The 18686-nt window shown below is 70.6% G+C and carries 13 protein-coding genes; 1 reads left to right on the top strand and 12 read right to left on the bottom strand.

All coding sequences use genetic code 11. The features are described from left to right. Positions 1–126 precede the first annotated feature (126 nt). Both OG352_RS14515 and lepA read right to left on the bottom strand, forming a co-directional pair. The gene (locus tag OG352_RS14515) at positions 127–2004 is read right to left on the bottom strand and encodes an AMP-dependent synthetase/ligase (RefSeq protein ID WP_329217227.1); all 1878 of its coding nucleotides are present in this window, start codon (positions 2002–2004) and stop codon (positions 127–129) included. Between the two features lie 275 nt (positions 2005–2279). After that, positions 2280–4148, bottom strand: a complete 1869-nt coding sequence (gene lepA, locus OG352_RS14520) for a translation elongation factor 4 (RefSeq protein ID WP_329217229.1) — start codon at positions 4146–4148, stop codon at positions 2280–2282. A gap of 195 nt (positions 4149–4343) precedes the next feature. Between lepA and rpsT the strand changes: the two genes are divergently transcribed. Continuing rightward, entirely contained in the window at positions 4344–4610 is a 267-nt protein-coding gene (gene rpsT, locus OG352_RS14525; protein ID WP_329217231.1) for a 30S ribosomal protein S20, read from the top strand. A 290-nt stretch (positions 4611–4900) separates the two neighbouring features. Here rpsT and OG352_RS14530 read toward each other — a convergent pair whose 3' ends face one another. The 10 genes from OG352_RS14530 to leuS form a co-directional block, all read right to left on the bottom strand. Then, on the bottom strand, positions 4901–5296 hold the full coding sequence (locus OG352_RS14530) for a nuclear transport factor 2 family protein (RefSeq protein ID WP_329217233.1): 396 nt from the start codon (positions 5294–5296) through the stop codon (positions 4901–4903). 180 nt (positions 5297–5476) lie between these two features. Continuing rightward, positions 5477–6466, bottom strand: a complete 990-nt coding sequence (holA, locus tag OG352_RS14535) for a DNA polymerase III subunit delta (protein ID WP_329217235.1) — start codon at positions 6464–6466, stop codon at positions 5477–5479. 131 nt (positions 6467–6597) lie between these two features. After that, on the bottom strand, positions 6598–6843 hold the full coding sequence (locus OG352_RS14540) for a hypothetical protein (RefSeq protein ID WP_329217237.1): 246 nt from the start codon (positions 6841–6843) through the stop codon (positions 6598–6600). Between the two features lie 134 nt (positions 6844–6977). Beyond that, on the bottom strand, positions 6978–7859 hold the full coding sequence (locus OG352_RS14545; RefSeq protein ID WP_329217239.1) for a YceI family protein: 882 nt from the start codon (positions 7857–7859) through the stop codon (positions 6978–6980). 159 nt (positions 7860–8018) lie between these two features. After that, complete coding sequence (locus OG352_RS14550; RefSeq protein WP_329223825.1) at positions 8019–8897, bottom strand: arylamine N-acetyltransferase; 879 nt, start codon at positions 8895–8897, stop codon at positions 8019–8021. A 358-nt stretch (positions 8898–9255) separates the two neighbouring features. Further along, complete coding sequence (locus OG352_RS14555) at positions 9256–11991, bottom strand: ComEC/Rec2 family competence protein (RefSeq protein ID WP_329223826.1); 2736 nt, start codon at positions 11989–11991, stop codon at positions 9256–9258. A 71-nt stretch (positions 11992–12062) separates the two neighbouring features. Continuing rightward, positions 12063–13265, bottom strand: coding sequence for a ComEA family DNA-binding protein (locus OG352_RS14560; RefSeq protein WP_329217241.1), 1203 nt, complete (start codon positions 13263–13265; stop codon positions 12063–12065). A 170-nt stretch (positions 13266–13435) separates the two neighbouring features. Continuing rightward, on the bottom strand, positions 13436–14281 hold the full coding sequence (locus OG352_RS14565; RefSeq protein ID WP_329217243.1) for a DegV family protein: 846 nt from the start codon (positions 14279–14281) through the stop codon (positions 13436–13438). A gap of 110 nt (positions 14282–14391) precedes the next feature. Further along, a complete protein-coding gene (locus OG352_RS14570) occupies positions 14392–15159 on the bottom strand; it encodes a hypothetical protein (RefSeq protein WP_329217245.1) in 768 nt (255 codons plus the stop codon). Between the two features lie 266 nt (positions 15160–15425). Then, positions 15426–18320, bottom strand: coding sequence for a leucine--tRNA ligase (gene leuS / locus OG352_RS14575; protein WP_329217247.1), 2895 nt, complete (start codon positions 18318–18320; stop codon positions 15426–15428). Positions 18321–18686 lie beyond the last annotated feature (366 nt).

An 18686-nucleotide genomic window follows, 5' to 3' on the forward strand; every position in this document is an offset into this window, starting at 1 on the left:
CAGGGGTGCGCGCGTGTACGGGTGTGCCCGATGACGCTCGGTTGAGGGGCGCAATCCGAACATCCGAGCATGCGCGCATGCGCGCATCCATGCCCACGAACTCCGCCCCGACCCCGCGCGCCCGCGCTACGCCTCGCGCGCTCCGGCGTACATCTCGTCGATGAGGTGCTTGTACTCGCGCTCCACGACGGGCCGCTTCAGCTTCAGGCTCGGCGTGATCTCGCCGTGCTCGATGTCGAGGTCGCGGGGCAGTAGCCGGAACTTCTTGATGGTCTGCCAGCGCTGGAGGCCCGTGTTGAGCTGCTTGACGTAGCCGTCGATCAGCTCGACCGTCGCGGGCGCGGCGACGACGTCCGCGTACGGCTTCCCGGCCAGCCCGTTGTCCTTCGCCCAGGCGAGGATCGACGGCTCGTCCAGCGCGATGAGCGCCGTGCAGAAGTTCCGGTCGGCGCCGTGCACGAGGATGTTGGAGACGTACGGGCACACCGCCTTGAACTGTCCCTCGACCTCGGCGGGCGCGATGTACTTGCCGCCGGACGTTTTGATGAGGTCCTTCTTGCGGTCGGTGATGCGCAGGTAGCCGTCGGGCGAGAGCTCGCCGATGTCGCCGGTGTGGAACCAGCCGTCGGCCTCCAGGACCTCGGCGGTCTTCTCGGGCAGCCCGTGGTAGCCCTCCATGATGCCGGGGCCGCGCAGCAGGATCTCGCCGTCGTCGGCGATGCGCACCTCCGTGCCGGGCAGCGGCTTGCCGACCGTGCCGGTGCGGTAGGCCTCACCGGGGTTGACGAAGGAGGCGGCGGAGGACTCGGTGAGGCCGTAGCCCTCGAGGATGTGGATGCCGACGCCGGAGAAGAAGTACCCGATCTCCGGCGCGAGCGCCGCGCTGCCGGAGACGGCCGCGCGCAGGTTCCCGCCGAACGCCTCGCGGATCTTGGCGTAGACGAGCGCGTCGGCGACCTTGTGCTTCGCGGAGAGGCCGAAGGGCGCGGAGGCCGTCCCGGTGCGCCGGAAGTTGTCCTGCGTCTCCTTGGCGTACTCCCGGGCGACCTCGGAGGCCCACTGGAAGATCTTGTACTTGGCCCCGCCGCCCGCGCGGGCCTTGGCGGCGACCCCGTTGTAGACCTTCTCGAAGATGCGCGGCACGGCCGCCATGTACGTCGGCCGGACGACCGGCAGGTTCTCGATGATCTTGTCGACGCGGCCGTCGACGGCGGTGACGTGACCGACCTCGATCTGGCCGGAGGTGAGGACCTTGCCGAAGACGTGCGCGAGCGGCAGCCACAGGTACTGCACGTCCTCGGCGCTGATCAGCCCGGTCGCGGCGATCGCCTTCGCCATGTACGACCAGTTGTCGTGCGGGAGGCGGACGCCCTTGGGGCGGCCGGTGGTGCCGGAGGTGTAGATGAGGGTGGCGAGCTGGTCCCTGGCGATCGCGCCGACCCGCTCCTTGATCAGCTCGGCCTCCTTCTCCAGCCGGGCCGCGCCGCGCTTCTCCAGCTCGTCGAGGGTGAGGATCCAGTCCTCGCCCGCCTCCACACCCACAGGGTCGATCACGACCACATGGGTGAGGGCGGGCAGCTCGGCACGCTTCTCGGCCACCTTGGCGAGCTGGGCCGCGTCCTCGGCGATCAGGATCCTGCTCTCGGAGTCCGAGAGGATGAACGCCGACTCGTCCGCGTTGGTCTGCGGGTAGACGGTGGTCGTGGCGGCCCCGGCGCACATGATGCCGAGGTCGGCGAGGATCCACTCCAGCCGGGTGGCGGAGGCGAGCGCGACGCGCTGTTCCGGCTGTACGCCCAGCTCGATGAGGCCGGCCGCGATCGCGTAGACCCGTTCGGCGGCCTGCGCCCAGCTCAGCGACTTCCAGTCGTCGGGGCCCTGGCCGGACGCGGCCGGCACCGGGTACCGGTACGCCTCCGCGTCGGGCGTGGCCGCCACGCGCTCCAGGAAGAGGCCCGCGACGGACGGCGGACGGTTCTCGATCAGGGTCTGTGTGTCGCTCACGACATCCTCCGGGCCCGCGGCGATGCGGCTGGCTTGGGCTTGGGTCAAACGGCCGGCTTCGTCGAACGGCCAGCTTGTTTAACTCACGAGTAACTATCCGGGCAGGGTTCAGATTAGAGGGCGACCGCCCGGCGCGTAAGGGGCGACAGAGGGTCACTTTCACCTGAACACAGGCACGGGTTCACCTGAACACAAGCACGGGGTCCGGCACGCCGCAGCGCGCCGGACCCCGGAAACCGGCGGTCGTCCCGGCTGGTACCGGTATCCCGTCCCGGCTACTTCTTGCCCTTGCCGGAGCCCGCGTTCTCGTCGCTGCTCAGGACGGCGATGAAGGCGTCCTGCGGAACTTCCACGGAACCCACCATCTTCATCCGCTTCTTGCCTTCCTTCTGCTTCTCCAGCAGCTTCCGCTTCCGGGAGATGTCACCGCCGTAGCACTTGGCGAGGACGTCCTTGCGGATGGCGCGGATGGTCTCGCGGGCGATGACCCGGGAGCCGATGGCAGCCTGGATCGGCACCTCGAAGGCCTGCCGCGGGATGAGCTCGCGCAGCTTGGCGACGAGCCGCACACCGTAGGCGTAGGCCGCGTCCTTGTGGGTGACGGCGGAGAACGCGTCGACCTTGTCGCCGTGCAGCAGGATGTCGACCTTGACCAGGCTGGAGGCCTGCTCGCCGGTGGGCTCGTAGTCCAGCGAGGCGTAGCCGCGGGTCTTGGACTTGAGCTGGTCGAAGAAGTCGAAGACGATCTCCGCGAGCGGAAGCGTGTAGCGGATCTCGACCCGGTCCTCGGAGAGGTAGTCCATGCCGAGCAGGGTGCCGCGCCGGGTCTGGCACAGCTCCATGATCGACCCGATGAACTCGGAGGGCGCGAGGATCGTGGCGCGTACGACGGGCTCGTACACGTCGTCGATCTTCCCCTCGGGGAACTCGCTCGGGTTGGTCACCGTGTGCTCCGCGCCGTCCTCCATGACGACGCGGTAGACCACGTTGGGCGCGGTGGCGATCAGGTCGAGCCCGAACTCGCGCTCCAGCCGCTCACGGATCACGTCGAGGTGCAGCAGGCCGAGGAAGCCGACGCGGAAACCGAAGCCGAGGGCGGCGGAGGTCTCCGGCTCGTAGACCAGCGCGGCGTCGTTGAGCTGGAGCTTGTCGAGGGCGTCGCGCAGCTCGGGGTAGTCGGAGCCGTCCAGCGGATACAGGCCCGAGAAGACCATCGGCTTGGGGTCCTTGTACCCGCCGAGCGCCTCGGCCGCGCCCTTGTGCAGGGTGGTGATGGTGTCACCGACCTTGGACTGACGGACGTCCTTCACGCCGGTGATCAGATAGCCGACCTCACCGACCCCGAGGCCGTCGGCCGGCGTCATCTCGGGGGACGAGACACCGATCTCCAGCAGCTCGTGGGTCGCGTTGGTGGACATCATCCGGATCCGCTCACGCTTGTTGAGCTGCCCGTCGATGACACGTACGTACGTCACGACACCGCGATACGAGTCGTACACCGAGTCGAAGATCATGGCCCGCGCGGGAGCATCGTGGACGCCGACCGGGGCGGGGACCTCGGCGACGACCTTGTCGAGCAGCGCCTCGACGCCCAGGCCCGTCTTCGCGGAGACCCTGAGGACGTCCGCGGGGTCGCAGCCGATGAGGTTGGCGAGCTCCTCGGAGAACTTCTCCGGCTGCGCGGCCGGCAGGTCGATCTTGTTCAGTACGGGGATGATCTTGAGGTCGTTCTCCATCGCCAGGTAGAGGTTGGCGAGGGTCTGCGCCTCGATGCCCTGAGCCGCGTCGACGAGGAGGACGGTCCCCTCGCAGGCCGCGAGCGACCGCGAGACCTCGTACGTGAAGTCGACGTGCCCCGGGGTGTCGATCATGTTGAGGATGTGCGTGTTGCCGGGCTCATGGGTCGGAGCCCAGGGCAGACGCACGGCCTGGGACTTGATCGTGATGCCGCGCTCGCGCTCGATGTCCATCCGGTCGAGATACTGAGCACGCATCTGCCGCTGGTCGACCACGCCGGTCAGCTGGAGCATGCGGTCGGCGAGCGTGGACTTGCCGTGGTCGATGTGCGCGATGATGCAGAAATTGCGGATCTGAGCCGAGGGGGTACGGCTCGGCTCGGGCACATTCTTAGGGGTCGCGGGCACGCAGGGTCCTGATTCTTGAGATATCCGCAGGGTCAGCGGCTCGGGTCGGATCGATACGTAGGCTCCATGGTCCCACGGGCGGCGACCGGGGGCCGGTTTGGGCCACTCGCGGGGCCGCTGGTAGTCTGGGCAGCTGTGTCTCGTGCCCTCTCAGCGTGAGGCACATCGGAAACCTGAAAAGAAGAGGCTTACTTCGTGGCGAACATCAAGTCCCAGATCAAGCGGAACAAGACCAACGAGAAGGCTCGGCTGCGCAACAAGGCCATCAAGTCCTCTCTGAAGACCGCGGTCCGCAAGGCCCGTGAGGCTGCTGCCGCGGGTGACGTCGAGAAGGCCACCGAGTACCAGCGCGCTGCCGCGCGTCAGCTCGACAAGGCCGTCTCGAAGGGTGTCATCCACAAGAACCAGGCCGCCAACAAGAAGTCGGCGCTTGCTTCCAAGGTCGAGTCCCTCAAGGTCTGAGCTTCTCAACTGATCCGACTCTGATCTGATCGCCGGAGGGGTCCAGCGGGCCCTCTCTCATCCGCTCCCGTCCGGCACCCTCGAGCCTGTGCGCGACTGCGTTCGCCACGCGGGTACGGGCTCACACCAGCTTGATCAGCGTGAACCGGAGGCCCCGGTGCCGCCCTTCCCAAGGCGGCACCGGGGCCTTCGGCATGCGCTCACCGGGCTGCGGCATTCTCCGGGGCTTCGGCACTCTCCGGGGCTGCGGCGCTCTCCGGGAGCTTGGCGCGGCTCACGACCGGTCACGCTCACGCCCAGAACGTGTTGGCCTTGTCGATGTTCGCGACGCACTCGTCGAGGTCGGTCATCTTGTCTCCGACGATCCGGAAGACGATGCCTCCCATGTCGTCGATGTGCTTGCCGTTGCGGTCGGCGGTGAAACGGTGCAGGGAGATCGCGTGCCCTCGGCCGTCGACGAGTACGTTCTGCAGCTCGACGCGCATCGACCCGCCCGTCTCCGAGAAGAGCCGGCCGTACATGCCGATGATGGCGTCGAGGCCCTTGAAGTCCCCGGACAGCGAGTGGGAACCGGGCACGTGGTGCGTACAGTCCCCCGTCATCATTCCGCGCAGGGTGTCCATGTCTCCGCGCGTGAAGGCTTCGTATCCCTTGCGGACGAGCATTGCGTGCGGGTGTTCAGCCATGTCGATCGCCACCTTTCGCATGCGTCGGCGCTGTGCGGCCGCTAGGTCCGATTCTCCTCTCCGACGGGGGAACGGCGACTGGATCACACGACCGCATCGCCCCCAGGGGCGCCTTGCAAAGCCCCGGGAAGGGCTCGGGCAACCCCTGGGAAGGACCCGGGCAAGCCCCGGGAAGGGTCGCTATCCGCGGCCCCCGGACCGGGCCGCCCGCGCGACCGCAACGACGGCCTTCTCAAGGGCGTACTCGGGATCGTCGCCCCCGCCCTTCACCCCGGCGTCCGCCTCGGCCACGGCGCGCAGCGCGACGGAGACGCCGTCCGGCGTCCACCCCCGCATCTGCTGCCGCACCCGGTCGATCTTCCACGGCGGCATGCCCAGCTCCCGCGCGAGGTCGGCCGGCCGGCCGCCGCGCGCGGAGGACAGCTTGCCGATGGCCCGTACGCCCTGGGCGAGCGCGCTGGTGATCAGCACCGGCGCGACGCCGGTGGCCAGCGACCAGCGCAGCGCCTCCAGCGCCTCCGCCGCGCGCCCCTCCACCGCCCGGTCGGCGACGGTGAAACTCGACGCCTCGGCCCGCCCCGTGTAGTACCGCCCGACGACCGCCTCGTCGATGGTCCCCTCCACGTCGGCGACCAACTGGGTCACCGCCGACGCCAGCTCCCGCAGATCGCTGCCGATGGCGTCGACGAGCACCTGGCAGGCCTCGGGCGTCGCGGACCGCCCGGTCGCCCGGAACTCCTGCCTCACGAAGGCCAGCCGATCAGCCGGCTTGGTCATCTTCGGGCAGGCCACCTCGCGCGCCCCAGCCTTGCGCGCGGCGTCCAGCAGCGCCTTGCCCTTGACCCCGCCGGCGTGCAGCAGCACGAGCGTGATCTCCTCGGCGGGCGCGCCGAGGTACGCCTTGACGTCCTTGATCGTGTCGGCGGACAGGTCATGCGCGTTGCGTACGACCACGACCTTGCGCTCCGCGAAGAGCGACGGGCTGGTCAGCTCGGCGAGCGTGCCGGGCTGCAACTGGTCCGAGGTCAGGTCACGTACGTCCGTGTCGGCGTCGGAGGCCCGGGCGGCGGCCACCACCTCCTGCACGGCACGGTCGAGCAGCAGGTCCTCCTGGCCCACGGCAAGCGTCACCGAGGCGAGAGGGTCGTCATTCGCAGTCTTCCTGGCCATTGCGCCAAGCATGGCACGGCCCACTGACAACGCGGCCCGCTGAGCCAAGGGGCCACTGAACGACTGCGCCACTGCGCGACTGCGCCACTGCAGACGCGGCTCACTCGACGACGAGGCCCCGAGCGGCTGCCCTACGGCTCCTCCCGCCAGCCCTCCCACTCACCCGCGAACGCGTCCAGCGCCGCCGCGTCGAGCCGCTCGTCCTCGTCCCGCAGCAGGACGAGCCACTGCGCGTCCTCCGCGTCGTCCTCCCCGGCCAACGCGTCCCGGACGATCTGCGGCTCCTCTCGCACGCCGAAACGCTCGGCGAGCTCCTGCGCCGCCTCCTCCGCGGCATCGCGATCGGGCAGCACCAGCACATGTCTCACATCGCTCACGGGCCCATCTTCAGGCACGCGCGAAGGGGACGGACCGCCGGGTCAGCCGGCAGAAGGGCAGGAGGGCAGATGCGCAAACGGGCAGTGGGGCAGACGGGCAGTCGGGCGGACGGGCAGTCGGCACGGACCGCAGCTCAGCCCTTGGGGACGATCTGCACGTCCAGCTCGATACGAATACTGGGCCCGACCACCGCGATGCCCCGCGCCAGCATCGACTGCCAACTGACGGTGAAGTCGTCCCGGTGCAGTTCGGTCCGCGCCCGACAGGCCGCCCGCGCCTCGCCGCCCATGCCGTTGCCGATCCCGAGATACTCCGTGTCCAGCGTCACCGTCCGCGTCACACCGTGCAGCGACAGCGCCCCGGTGACGGCCCACCGGCTGCCGCCCTTGTGCACGAACCGCTCGCTGTAGAACTCGAGCGTCGGAAACCGCCCGACGTCCAGGAAGTCCGGGGACCGCAGATGGTCGTCCCGCATCCTGACGTTCGTGTCGATGGACGCCGCGTCGATCACCACATGCATCGCCGACTGCTCCACCCGCTCGGCGATCCGCACCGCCCCCGCGAACGAGTTGAACCGTCCGTGGATCCGGGCGAGCCCGATGTGCCGCGCGGTGAACCCGATCGAGGAATGCGTCTGCTCGATCTCCCAGTCCCCCGCCGCCGGCAACTCCGGCGGCCGCGCGACCTGGAGCGTCACATCACCGAGCGACGCCAGCGCGTTCTCCCCGACCGTCGCGGTCACCCGGTAGGGCGTGTAACCCTCGGCGGACACCGCGAGCCGGTACTCCCCCGCCGGCACCGTCGTCATGAACGCCCCGAAAGGATCCGTGCCGCCGCTGACGACCTTGCGGCCCCGCGCGTCGCTCACCGCGAACTCCGCGTGCGGCACCGGCTCCTTGACCGGGTCGAGCACCCGGCAGCTCAGCACTCCGGCGTTCGCCGGGGTGTGGACCGCAGCGAGGGGACTCGTCCGCTGCGCCCGGTTCGTGCGGTTTTCCAGCCAACGGCCCAACATCCACGACACCCCTGCGCGACTTGACATCACCTGCTGTCGAAGAAGCATTCGATCACCGATGCGGCATACGAGGCAAGACAAGCCCACATCGCGGGAAACCAGCAGATGTGCTGGTACTACGCACGAGTAGCCCCGTCTGGCCGGAATCTACCCCTCCGATCACCGACCCCGATCCGCCGCCTGTCCCACGGCCCGCACCGTCGGCACCCCCTCCAACTCGATCCCGAACACCTCCCGATACACCCCCAACACCTCGTCATCGCTGCCCAGCTCTCTCTCCTCGCGCTCGCCGCCGCTCCCGCTCTCCCCGCCGCCGTACGTCACCTTCAACCGGCGTCCGCTGAGTGTGATCCGCCCTCCGTCCTCCGTGACCCGCGAACAGATCAGCGACCGCGTGAAGTGCGACTCCGGCGAGGTGCTGTGCCACCAGGCCCCCGCCACGAAGTCACCCAGCACCCGGGGCCGCACCTCCAGCCGGTACACCCGCACCCCGTCCCGCAAGACGTCCAGGTCCCCCGCCCCTGCCACCAGCCCGGCCCCTCCCCTCGTCGCCCCGGCCGGGTCCGGACCGGCCTCTACGATCCGGAACACCCCGCCGGGATCCCCCTGTCCGCCACCGCGCTCCCACCGGAGCGGGTAGTGGCTGTGCGCCCCGAACCCCACATCGGCCAGCCACTCCCCCGCGTCCACCGTCCCCACCAGCAGCGCGAGATGGTCGTACGGAATCCCGAGCCGCCCCTCCTCTCCGTACACCCGCCCCGCCAGCAACGTGACCTCGAACCCCAGCCCCGCGAGCAACGCCCCGAACGCCCCGTTCAACTCGTAACAGAACCCTCCCCTCCACGCCCCGACGACCTTCTCGACCAGCCTCCTCTCCTCCAACACGATCTCCTCCCCGAGATGAACCGCCAGATTCTCAAACGGCACAGCCCGCAGATGCCGCAGATGCAGATCCCGCAGGAGTTCGGCGGTGGGGGCGAGGGCGCTGACGGGGGTGGCCACGCCCCTGGCTGGGGCCGTGCCGGTGGCCGGGTCCATGCCGGTGCCGGTGCCGGTGCCGGTGCCGGTGGCTGTGGCTGTGGCTGTGGCTGTGGCTGTGCCGGTGCCGGTGGTGGGGGCCGGGTGATCGAAACCGAGGCGGCGCAAGTAGGCGTCGATCAGTCGGGCGTCCAGTGGAGCGGCGTGCGGTCCAGGAGCATGCACCGGAGGGTCGTGCGTCGCAGGGGCGTGCGTCGCATGCTCCTCTGGCGGAGCGGCGTCGAGCTGGGGTGCTCCGTGTGCGGAGGTGTCGAGCCGGGTGGCGGGTGCCCGGGGCGGCTCGCCCTCGGCGTGGGCATGGGCCTGGGCCTCGGCATGGGCATGGGCATGGGCATGGGCATGGGCGGGGTTCATGACCTCAGTCTCGCGCCACTCGCACCTCCCCGCCCGGGCCCGCGACGACCGCCAGCGCGCCGTCCCGGTCCGTCCGCAGCACCACCGCGCCTCCCGCGCGCAGTGCCGCGACCGTGCTGGGCGCGGGATGCCCGTACGGATTGTCCGCGCCACACGAGATCAGCGCCAGCCGTGGCGCCACCGCGCGTATGAGCCCCGGGTCCTGGTAGGCCGAGCCATGATGGGCCACCTTGAGGACGTCCACTCCGCGCAGCAACGCAGCCGCCGGGGAACGCAACAGGGCTTGCTGGGCCGGGGGTTCGAGGTCGCCGAGCATCAGCATCCGCAGCCCGGCCGACCGGACGAGCAGCGTCACGCTCGCGTCGTTCGGCCCGTCCGGTTCCGGCGCCGGGCGCGGTGGCGGCCACAACACCTCCCAGTCGAGAGCACCGGCCCGCCGCTGCTCCCCGGCCACGGCACGCACCACGGGAACGCCCCGCGCCTGAGCCTCCTTCCGTACGAACTCCACCTGGTCCACGGGCTGCTCGAACCCCGTCGTCTCGATCGCGCCCACCTCTCGTCCACGCAGCACCCCCGGCAGTCCGGCCACATGGTCGGCGTGGAAGTGGGTGAGCACTACGAGCGGCACCCGGGTGATGCCGAGCGCGCGCAGGCAGCGGTCGACCAGCGTCGGATCCGGCCCGGCGTCCACCACCACGCCGGCTCCCTCGCCCGCCGCGAGGACGGTCGCGTCGCCCTGTCCCACGTCGCACATCGCCAGCCGCCAGCCCGGCGGCGGCCAGCCCGTGAGCACCCGGGTCAGCGGCGGCGGTTGCACCACCACCAGCAGGAGCAGCACCCCGCAGACCCCGCACAGCCACGGATGCCTCAACAACCGCCGCCCGAGCATCACCACCCCGGCCGTGACAAGGGCGAGCAACAGCGCCCCACTCCAACTCCCGGGCCAGTCCACTCCCCCGCCGGGCAGCGCCGCCCCGCTCCGCGCCACGCCCGCGATCCACCCGGCCGGCCAACTCGCGCACCACGCCAGCGCCTTGGCCACCGGCATCGCCACGGGCGCCGTCGCCAGCACCGCGAAGCCCAGCACCGTCGCCGGCGCGACCGCGAACTCCACAAGGAGATTGCAGGGCACCGCCACCAGACTCACCCGCGCCGACAGCACAGCGACGACCGGCGCACACAGAGCCTGCGCGGCTCCCGCGGCCGCCAACGCCTCCGCGAGCCTCGGTGGCACCCGGCGCCGGCGCAGCGCGGCACTCCAACGCGGCGCCAGCGTCAGCAAGGCCCCGGTGGCCAGGACGGACAGCAGGAACCCGTAACTCCGGGCCAGCCACGGGTCGTACAGCACGAGCAGCAGCACCGCCGTCGCCAGCGCCGGGATGAGGGATCTGCGGCGGCCGGTCGCCAGGGCGAGCAGCACGATCGCCCCGCAGGCCGCCGCGCGCAGCACACTCGGGTCGGGCCGGCACACGACCACGAAGCCGAGCGTGAGCGCTCCGCCGAGCAGCGCGGTCGCTCGCAGGGGGACGCCGAGCCGGGGCGCCAGGCCGCGGCGCTCGACATGCTGGGCCAGCCCTGGCGGGCCGAGGAGCAGAGCGAGGATGATCGTGAGGTTGCTCCCGGAGACGGCGAGGGTGTGCGCCAGGTCCGTCTCCTTGAAGGCCTCGTCCAGTTCGGGCGTGATCCGCGAGGTGTCCCCGACGACCAGCCCCGGCAGCAGCGCCCTGGCGTCCGCCGCCAGTCCGTCGGTGGCCGCCCGAAGTCCCGCCCGCAACCGCCCCGCCAACCGCTGCGCAGCCGACGGTTCCCGCACGACCGACGGCACCGCACGATCCCGCACCCGCAACACAGCCGCGATCCGGTCCCCACCGGCCAGCGCGGGCACCAACCGCCCGGTCACCTGGACCCGAGTCGACGGCAACAACCCCAGCCACGACACCGCCCCGGACCTCACCCCGGCACCCCGCCCACCCCCGAACGGCTCCCGCCCACCCGACTCCGCACGCCCACCCCCGAACGGCTCCCGCCCACCCGACTCCGCACGCCCACCGCCGGACAGCTCCCGCCCATCGAGCGCCGCACGCGGCCCACCCTCGCCCCGGCTCGACCCGACGTCCACTACCACCAGCACCGGGGCCCGCGTCGCCACCGCCGTCCCGGCCGGCCCTTCGACGCCGCGCACCTCCGCGTTGATCAGGACGGAGTCCGGGGTCACGTGGTCGCCTCTGACGCGGGGCCGGGTGAGCCGTGGGTCGGAGGTGATCTCGACCTCGGCGGTGACGGTCGCGTACTCCCGCGCCAACGCCGGCACCGGCCCCCGTCGCAGATCGGCCCCGTGCAGCCCGGCCGACGCGGCAGCGGCGGCCACGCAGAGCAACGAGGCGGCAAAGGTGACACGGGGCCAGATCTTCCGGCCACCACCGGACCGAACGCCGGGAGACCGGAAACCGCCCGCCCCGTGCCCCACTCCCTGCCCCGCTCCATGCCCTGCGCCGCGCACCCCACCACGCCTCGCGGCACGCTCTGCACCGCGCCCCGCACTTCGCCGCCCCACGATCAGCAGAGCACCGGCAGTCACCAGGCAGACGATCACGATGCCGCCGACCAGCCCCGGCGGCGCGTCCAACGTCAGCGCCGCCGTCGCCCAGGCCGCGAGCGCGGGCGGTACGAGCCGTAGGTCCACCGGCCCTTCCTGACGCGGGTTCGCATCACCCAGGCGCCTCCCGGAGGCTGCGTGCACGGCTTGGCGGGCGCGGGAACCAGATGCGGCCCGAACACCGACGACCTCAGCGTCTTCGCTGTCTTCGCTCCTCATGGCCGCACGAGATTCCGCAGGTCGGCGAAGCGCCGCTCGCCGATGCCGTTGACCTCGCGCAGCTCGTCCACCGACCGGAAACCGCCGTGCTGCGCGCGGTAGTCGACGATGTGCTGCGCCAACACGGGCCCCACACCGGGCAAGGTGTCGAGTTGATCCACAGTGCCCGTGTTGAGAGAGACGGGAACCGGCGGCCCGGCCCCCATACCGGCACCGGCGGAACCCGCTGTCCCCGTTCCCGCCCCCGTCCCGGCAGCCCCAGCCAGCGTTGGGCCGCCGACGACGACCTGCTCCCCGTCCACAAGGAAGCGGGCGCGATTGAGACCGTCGGTGTTGGTCCCCGGCCGCACTCCACCGGCCGCGCCCAACGCGTCGACCACCCGTGAACCAGCGGGGAGGCGGTGGATCCCGGGCTTCCGCACCTTGCCGCTGACGTCCACCACGATCTCAGCCCCGGCCGTGCTCCCCATACCCGGCGGGCCGACGGAAGCGGCGGGCTCGGCAGCCCGGTTCTGCTCACCTGCCTCGTAAGGGGCCGCAGCTCGCACCACCTCCGGCGCCCTTACCGGCTGAGCCCGGCCGACCCAGAAGTGCTGCACGGCGAAGGCAGCGGCGGCGACCAGCAGCGCCGTGAGCGCGAGCACGCTCCTGCGCTCCAGGCCGCAGCGCGCCTGCAACCACACCGGCATCCGCTCCCGCAGAGCCAGCCCCGCCCGCTCCTGCCAGGCCCCAGCAGCGCGAGGAGCCGTCCCGTGACGATCCTCACCGTGGCCGAGGCCGAGGCCAAGTTCGGGGTCGACGTCGAGGTCAAGGTCGACGTCAACACGCTGCTCACCCGAACCACCGACCCCACCCCCGACTTCCCCCACATCGGACGCCTTCAGCGCACCCGACCCAACCGACCCAACCGGCGCACCCGCCACCCCCGTCGTCGCCGACGCACCCACCCCCGAATCCACACCCCCACCCCCGCCATCACCACCCCCACCCGGCGGCCCCATCCCCAATTCCCCCCGCTCCCGCTCCCGTTCGGCGAACAACACCCGCGCCCGACGACGAACCTCCTCTGCCGAGGCATGCCGCTGTCCGGCCCGGCCGGCGACAGGTGGACGGAGACGGTGGGAGCGGCCGTCCGAGCCGGGAACCCGGCCGGGGCCGCTGGTCGCGTTCGTGCTGCGTGAGCGTGATCGAAGTGCCATGCGACGAGGATCGGACACTTCACCGAACTGCGATGATCTTGCTCAATTTCCGGGGATTACCGCCCAGTTGTGGATAACTCCGCCACCCATACGAGTGAGGGAAACCGGGAGCCGGAAGCCGAGAACCGGAAGTTGGGAACCGGTGGCCGGTAGCCGAGAACCAGGAGCCTTCAGCGCGGCGAGACCACGACGCCCAGCAACCCCGGCCCGGTATGCGCCCCGATCACCGCGCCGACCTCGCTCACGTGCAGGTCGACGAGCCCGGGCACGCGTGACCGCAGACGGTCCGCAAGGGCGGACGCCCGGTCGGGGGCGGCGAGATGGTGCACGGCGATGTCGACCGGCGCGCTGCCCGCCCGGTCGGCCACCAGCTCCTCCAGGCGGGCGATCGCCTTCGACGCCGTCCGCACCTTCTCCAGAAGGTCGATGCGCCCCCCGTCCAACTGGAGCAGCGGCTTCACCGCGAGCGCCGAGCCCAACAGGGCCTGGGCGGCACCGATCCGGCCGCCTCGGCGCAGGTAGTCCAGGGTGTCGACGTAGAAAAAGGCGGAGGTGCCCGCAGCCCGCTTCTCCGCCGCGGTGACCGCCTCGTCGACCGTGCCGCCCGTCTCGGCAGCCTCGGCCGCCGCGAGCGCGCAGAAGCCGAGCGCCATCGCGACCATGCCGGTGTCCACCACCCGCACCGGCACCGGCGCCTCACGCGCCGCGACGACCGCCGCGTCGTACGTGCCGGACAACTCGGCGGAGAGGTGGAGGGAGACGATGCCGGTGGCGCCGGACTCGGCGACCCTGCGGTACGTCTCCGCGAAGAGCTGGGGGCTCGGGCGCGAGGTGGTGACGGGGCGTCGCTTCTGCAGTGCCTGGGCGAGGGACCGGGTCGAGATCTCGGTGCCCTCTTCAAGAGCCTGGTCGCCGAGGACGACGGTCAGGGGCACCGTGGTGATGCCGTGACGCTCCATCGTCCGCTGCGGCAAGTAGGCCGTTGAATCCGTGACGATCGCGACATGGCGGGACATGACCTGGAGGTTACCTGGCGTAGCCCCCGTGTGGCAGCCCGGCCCCTCACAGTCGGTCCGCCCTTGACCGAATCACATACACCACCAGGCAGCACCTGCCCCAGGACACATCAGGTAGTGCTCTCAGGCCGCCGTTTCTTCTGCCAAGGGTAGGTAGGTCGCGGTCCCGGTGGGGTAATGGCGGGCCGGCTCGGCTCCTCCGGGGTGTCCGGAGTGCGGGCGCCGGGGGTCTCAGGCCAGGTCTGTCCGGCCGCCGCGCTGTCGGCGGCCGGTGCCTCGGGCCACGGGGGCGGTGTCCGGACAGGGTCCGACGTGGAGTCGGCCGTGGAGTCCGCCGTCGTCCAGTGCCGCAGGGCGCCGGCCTCGACGTCTATCTGCGCGCTGAGGGTGTCCAGGTCGTCGTCGGCGAAGCGGTGGGCGCGGTCCTGGGCCGCCCAGCGCAGCGAGTCCGCCGATCCCGTGATGCGCTCGGTGCGCTCCCGCAGTGAGGGCAGCCGCTCGGCGAGTTTCGCCCGGTCCGGCTCGGACTCCAGGCGCTTGAGTTCGCCGTCCAGTTCGTAACCGTGTGCGCTGAGCCGCTGGAACAGGCCGAGGGACTCCCTGAGGGATTCGTCCTCGGCGACTCCCGCGTGCAGCGCGTCCTGCGTGGCCCGCATCGACGTGCGCAGCTTGAGCCGCAACTGGGCGATCTCGCCGGCCGGGCCGAGCTGGGCGAAGGACTTGGCCCGCAGGGTGTGGTCCTCGACGGTGCGGCGGGCCTGGGTGATGGTGCGGTCGACGCCTCGCTTGGCGGCGCGGACCACCTTCACCGTGGCGTAGGCGCCGAGCGCCAGGAACAGCACGAAGAGCAGGGCGACGACTGTGATCACTGCTTCCACCAGCTCCTCCTTCGACCCGCCACGACACATCCGGCGTCACACCCGGCACGCCTCACTTAAAACCGTAAACGACGCGGGCAGGCCCGGAGTTCCAGAAGAACCCCGAACCTGCCCGTAGGGGACTACCCGGAGCCGTACTCACGGCTCGCGACGGTCACGGCCCGCGACGGTCACTTACGCGTGGCGGTCACACCGTCCCTTGATCACCACACACCCGTGATCGCCACGCCCTCGTGACCGTCACCCCATGCCGCTCCCGATGCCGATCACGCCGGAACGATGTTCACCAGCTTCGGCGCCCGCACGATCACCTTGCGGATCCCGGCCCCGCCCAGCGCGCTCACCACAGCCTCGTCGGCCAGCGCCACCTTCTCCAGCTCCTCGTCGGAGATGGCCGGGGACACCTCCAGGCGCGCCTTGACCTTGCCCTTGATCTGCACGACGCAGGTCACGCTCTCGTCCACGACGTACGCCGGGTCGGCGACCGGCAGATCCTGGTGGACGACCGAGTCGGTGTGGCCCAGCCGGCGCCACAGCTCCTCGGCGATGTGCGGGGCCAGCGGGGCGACCAGCAGCACCAGGGCCTCGGCGACGGAGCGCGGCACCGGGCCGCCCACCTTGGTCAGGTGGTTGTTCAGCTCGGTGATCTTGGCGATGGCGGTGTTGAAGCGCAGGCCCTCCAGGTCCTGGCGCACCCCGTCGATCGCCTTGTGCAGGGCACGCAGGGTGTCCACGTCGATGTCGGCGTCCTCGGCGTCGACAACGGTCACCTCGCCGGTGGCCTCGTCGACGACGATGCGCCACAGCCGCTGCAGCAGGCGGTACTGACCCACCACCGCGCGCGTGTCCCAGGGCCGCGAGACGTCCAGCGGGCCCATCGCCATCTCGTACAGGCGCAGCGTGTCGGCGCCGTACTCGGCGCAGATCTCGTCCGGAGTGACCGCGTTCTTCAGGGACTTGCCCATCTTGCCCAGCAGCCGGGAGACCTTCTCGCCCTGGTGGAAGTACGCGCCGTCGCGCTCCTCCACCTCGGTGGCCGGCACCGCGATGCCGCGGCTGTCACGGTAGACGTAGGCCTGGATCATGCCCTGGTTGAACAGCTTGTGGAACGGCTCCACGGAGGAGACGTGCCCCAGGTCGAACAGGACCTTGGACCAGAAGCGCGCGTACAGCAGGTGCAGCACGGCGTGCTCGGCGCCGCCGACGTACAGGTCGACGCCGCCGTGCGGCTGACCCGCGCGCGGGCCCATCCAGTACTGCTCGATCTCGGGGTCGACCAGCTGCTCGCTGTTGTGCGGGTCCAGGTAGCGCAGCTCGTACCAGCAGGAACCGGCCCAGTTGGGCATGGTGTTGGTCTCGCGGCGGTACTTCTGGGGGCCGCGGCCGTCACCCAGGTCCAGGGTGACGTGGACCCAGTCCCCGTTGCGGGACAGGGGCGTCTCCGGGGACGTGTCCGCGTCGTCCGGGTCGAAGGTGCGCGGCGAGTAGTCCTCGACCTCCGGCAGCTCCAGCGGCAGCATCGACTCGGGCAGGGAGTGCGCGATGCCGTCCTCGTCGTAGACGATCGGGAAGGGCTCGCCCCAGTAGCGCTGGCGGCTGAACAGCCAGTCGCGCAGGCGGAAGTTGACGGTGCCCTCGCCGATGCCCTTGCGGGCCAGCCACTCGGTGATGCGGGCCTTGGCGTCGACGACGCTCATGCCGTCCAGGCTGATCTCGTCGTTCGACGAGTTGATGATCTTCGCGTCGTGCGCCCCGAAGGCGTTCTCCCACGTCGACGTGTCTGTGCCCCGGCCGTCGGTCGGCTCGACGATGCAGTGGATCGGCAGTTCGAAGGCGCGCGCGAACTCGAAGTCGCGCTGGTCGCCGCACGGGACGGCCATGATCGCGCCGGTGCCGTAGCCCATCAGGACGTAGTCCGAGATGAAGACGGGGATCTGCCCGCCGTTGACCGGGTTGGTCGCGTACACGCCGGTGAAGACGCCGGTCTTGTCCTTGGCCTCGGCCTGGCGCTCGACGTCGGACTTCGAGGCGGCCTGCGCGCGGTACGCGGCGACGGCCTCGGCCGGGGTCGCGTGGCCGCCGGTCCAGACGTCGTGCGCGCCCTCGGGCCAGGCGGCCGGGGTGAACTTGTCGACCAGCGGGTGCTCGGGCGCCAGCACCATGTAGCTCGCGCCGAACAGGGTGTCGGGGCGCGTGGTGAAGACCGTGATGCGCTCGCCGTCCACGGGGAAGTCGACGCGGGCGCCCTCGGAGCGGCCGATCCAGTTGCGCTGCTGCAGCTTGATGGCCTCGGGCCAGTCCAGGGCGTCCAGGTCGTCCAGCAGGCGGTCCGCGTAGGCGGTGATGCGCATGTTCCACTGGCGCAGCTTGGCCTTGAAGACGGGGTAGTTGCCGCGCTCGGAGCGGCCGTCGGCGGTGACTTCCTCGTTGGCCAGGACGGTGCCCAGGCCGGGGCACCAGTTGACCGGCGCGTCGGAGGCGTAGGCCAGGCGGAACTCGCTCAGGACGTCGGCGCGCTCGGTGGCGGTCAGTTCGTGCCACGCGCGCGTGTGCCCCGGTACGGCACGGTCACCGGACTCGAACTGGGCGATCAGCTCGGCGATCGGACGGGCCTTGTCCGCCTCGTCGTCGTACCAGGAGTTGAAAATCTGCAGGAAGATCCACTGGGTCCACTTGTAGTACTCCGGGTCGATCGTGGCGAACGACCGGCGCCTGTCGTGACCCAGACCCAGCCGGCGCAGCTGGACCTTCATGTTCTCGATGTTGGCCTCGGTGGACACGCGCGGGTGTGTGCCGGTCTGCACGGCATACTGCTCGGCGGGCAGACCGAACGCGTCGAAGCCCAGGGTGTGCAGGACGTTGTGGCCGGTCATCCGCTGGAAGCGCGCGAAGACGTCCGTCGCGATGTAGCCCAGGGGGTGGCCGACGTGCAGGCCCGCACCGGAGGGGTAGGGGAACATGTCCATGATGAACTTCTTGGGGCGGGCGACCAGCTCGGGGTCACCGGCCAGGTCACCCTTGGGGTTGGGAGCCGCGTACGTGCCCTCGGCGTCCCAGAAGTCCTGCCAGCGTGCTTCGATCTCGGCGGCCATGGCCGCCGTGTAGCGGTGCGGCGCTGCCTCCGCCGGGACAGCGGCGGCAGCGGGGTTCGTCTCGCTCATGGTCCTCAAAGCTCCATCGATCGTCTCTGCCAGCGGCTTGGCGTCCGGCCTGTCGTCCAGGAAACGAAAAATCCCCTCGCACAGGAGGGGACGCCGCGCCGATTCCGAACCGTCCGTTCACCGGAGGTCGGGACTGATCAGCGCGGCTCGCTAAGCAGAAGGCGTACAGCACGCATGGCGCTAGGGTACCGCAGGCCTTGAGCACGCCGCGACGCGCTTACGTATGCATGGTCGCGACAACGTTGCTGCGATCAGAACAGGCCAACCGGAACTGAATAAAGGTCAAGGGTTACTTCGCATAACGGTCACCAAGGGACATCACACCAGCCACATCGTCGTTTCATAACAACGCAATAACTCAAACCT

The sequence above is a fragment of the Streptomyces sp. NBC_01485 genome (assembly GCF_036227125.1).
In the GTDB taxonomy this organism is placed as follows: Bacteria; Actinomycetota; Actinomycetes; order Streptomycetales; family Streptomycetaceae; genus Streptomyces.

Bases quoted from the DNA above. Each gene is read 5' to 3' on its own strand.
- OG352_RS14530 (WP_329217233.1), bottom strand. From the start codon at position 5,296: ATGGCTGAACACCCGCACGCAATGCTCGTCCGCAAGGGATACGAAGCC.
- holA (WP_329217235.1), bottom strand. From the start codon at position 6,466: ATGGCCAGGAAGACTGCGAATGACGACCCTCTCGCCTCGGTGACGCTT.
- OG352_RS14545 (WP_329217239.1), bottom strand. From the start codon at position 7,859: ATGTTGGGCCGTTGGCTGGAAAACCGCACGAACCGGGCGCAGCGGACG.
- OG352_RS14550 (WP_329223825.1), bottom strand. From the start codon at position 8,897: ATGGACCCGGCCACCGGCACGGCCCCAGCCAGGGGCGTGGCCACCCCC.
- OG352_RS14560 (WP_329217241.1), bottom strand. From the start codon at position 13,265: ATGGCACTTCGATCACGCTCACGCAGCACGAACGCGACCAGCGGCCCC.
- OG352_RS14565 (WP_329217243.1), bottom strand. From the start codon at position 14,281: ATGTCCCGCCATGTCGCGATCGTCACGGATTCAACGGCCTACTTGCCG.
- leuS (WP_329217247.1), bottom strand. From the start codon at position 18,320: ATGAGCGAGACGAACCCCGCTGCCGCCGCTGTCCCGGCGGAGGCAGCG.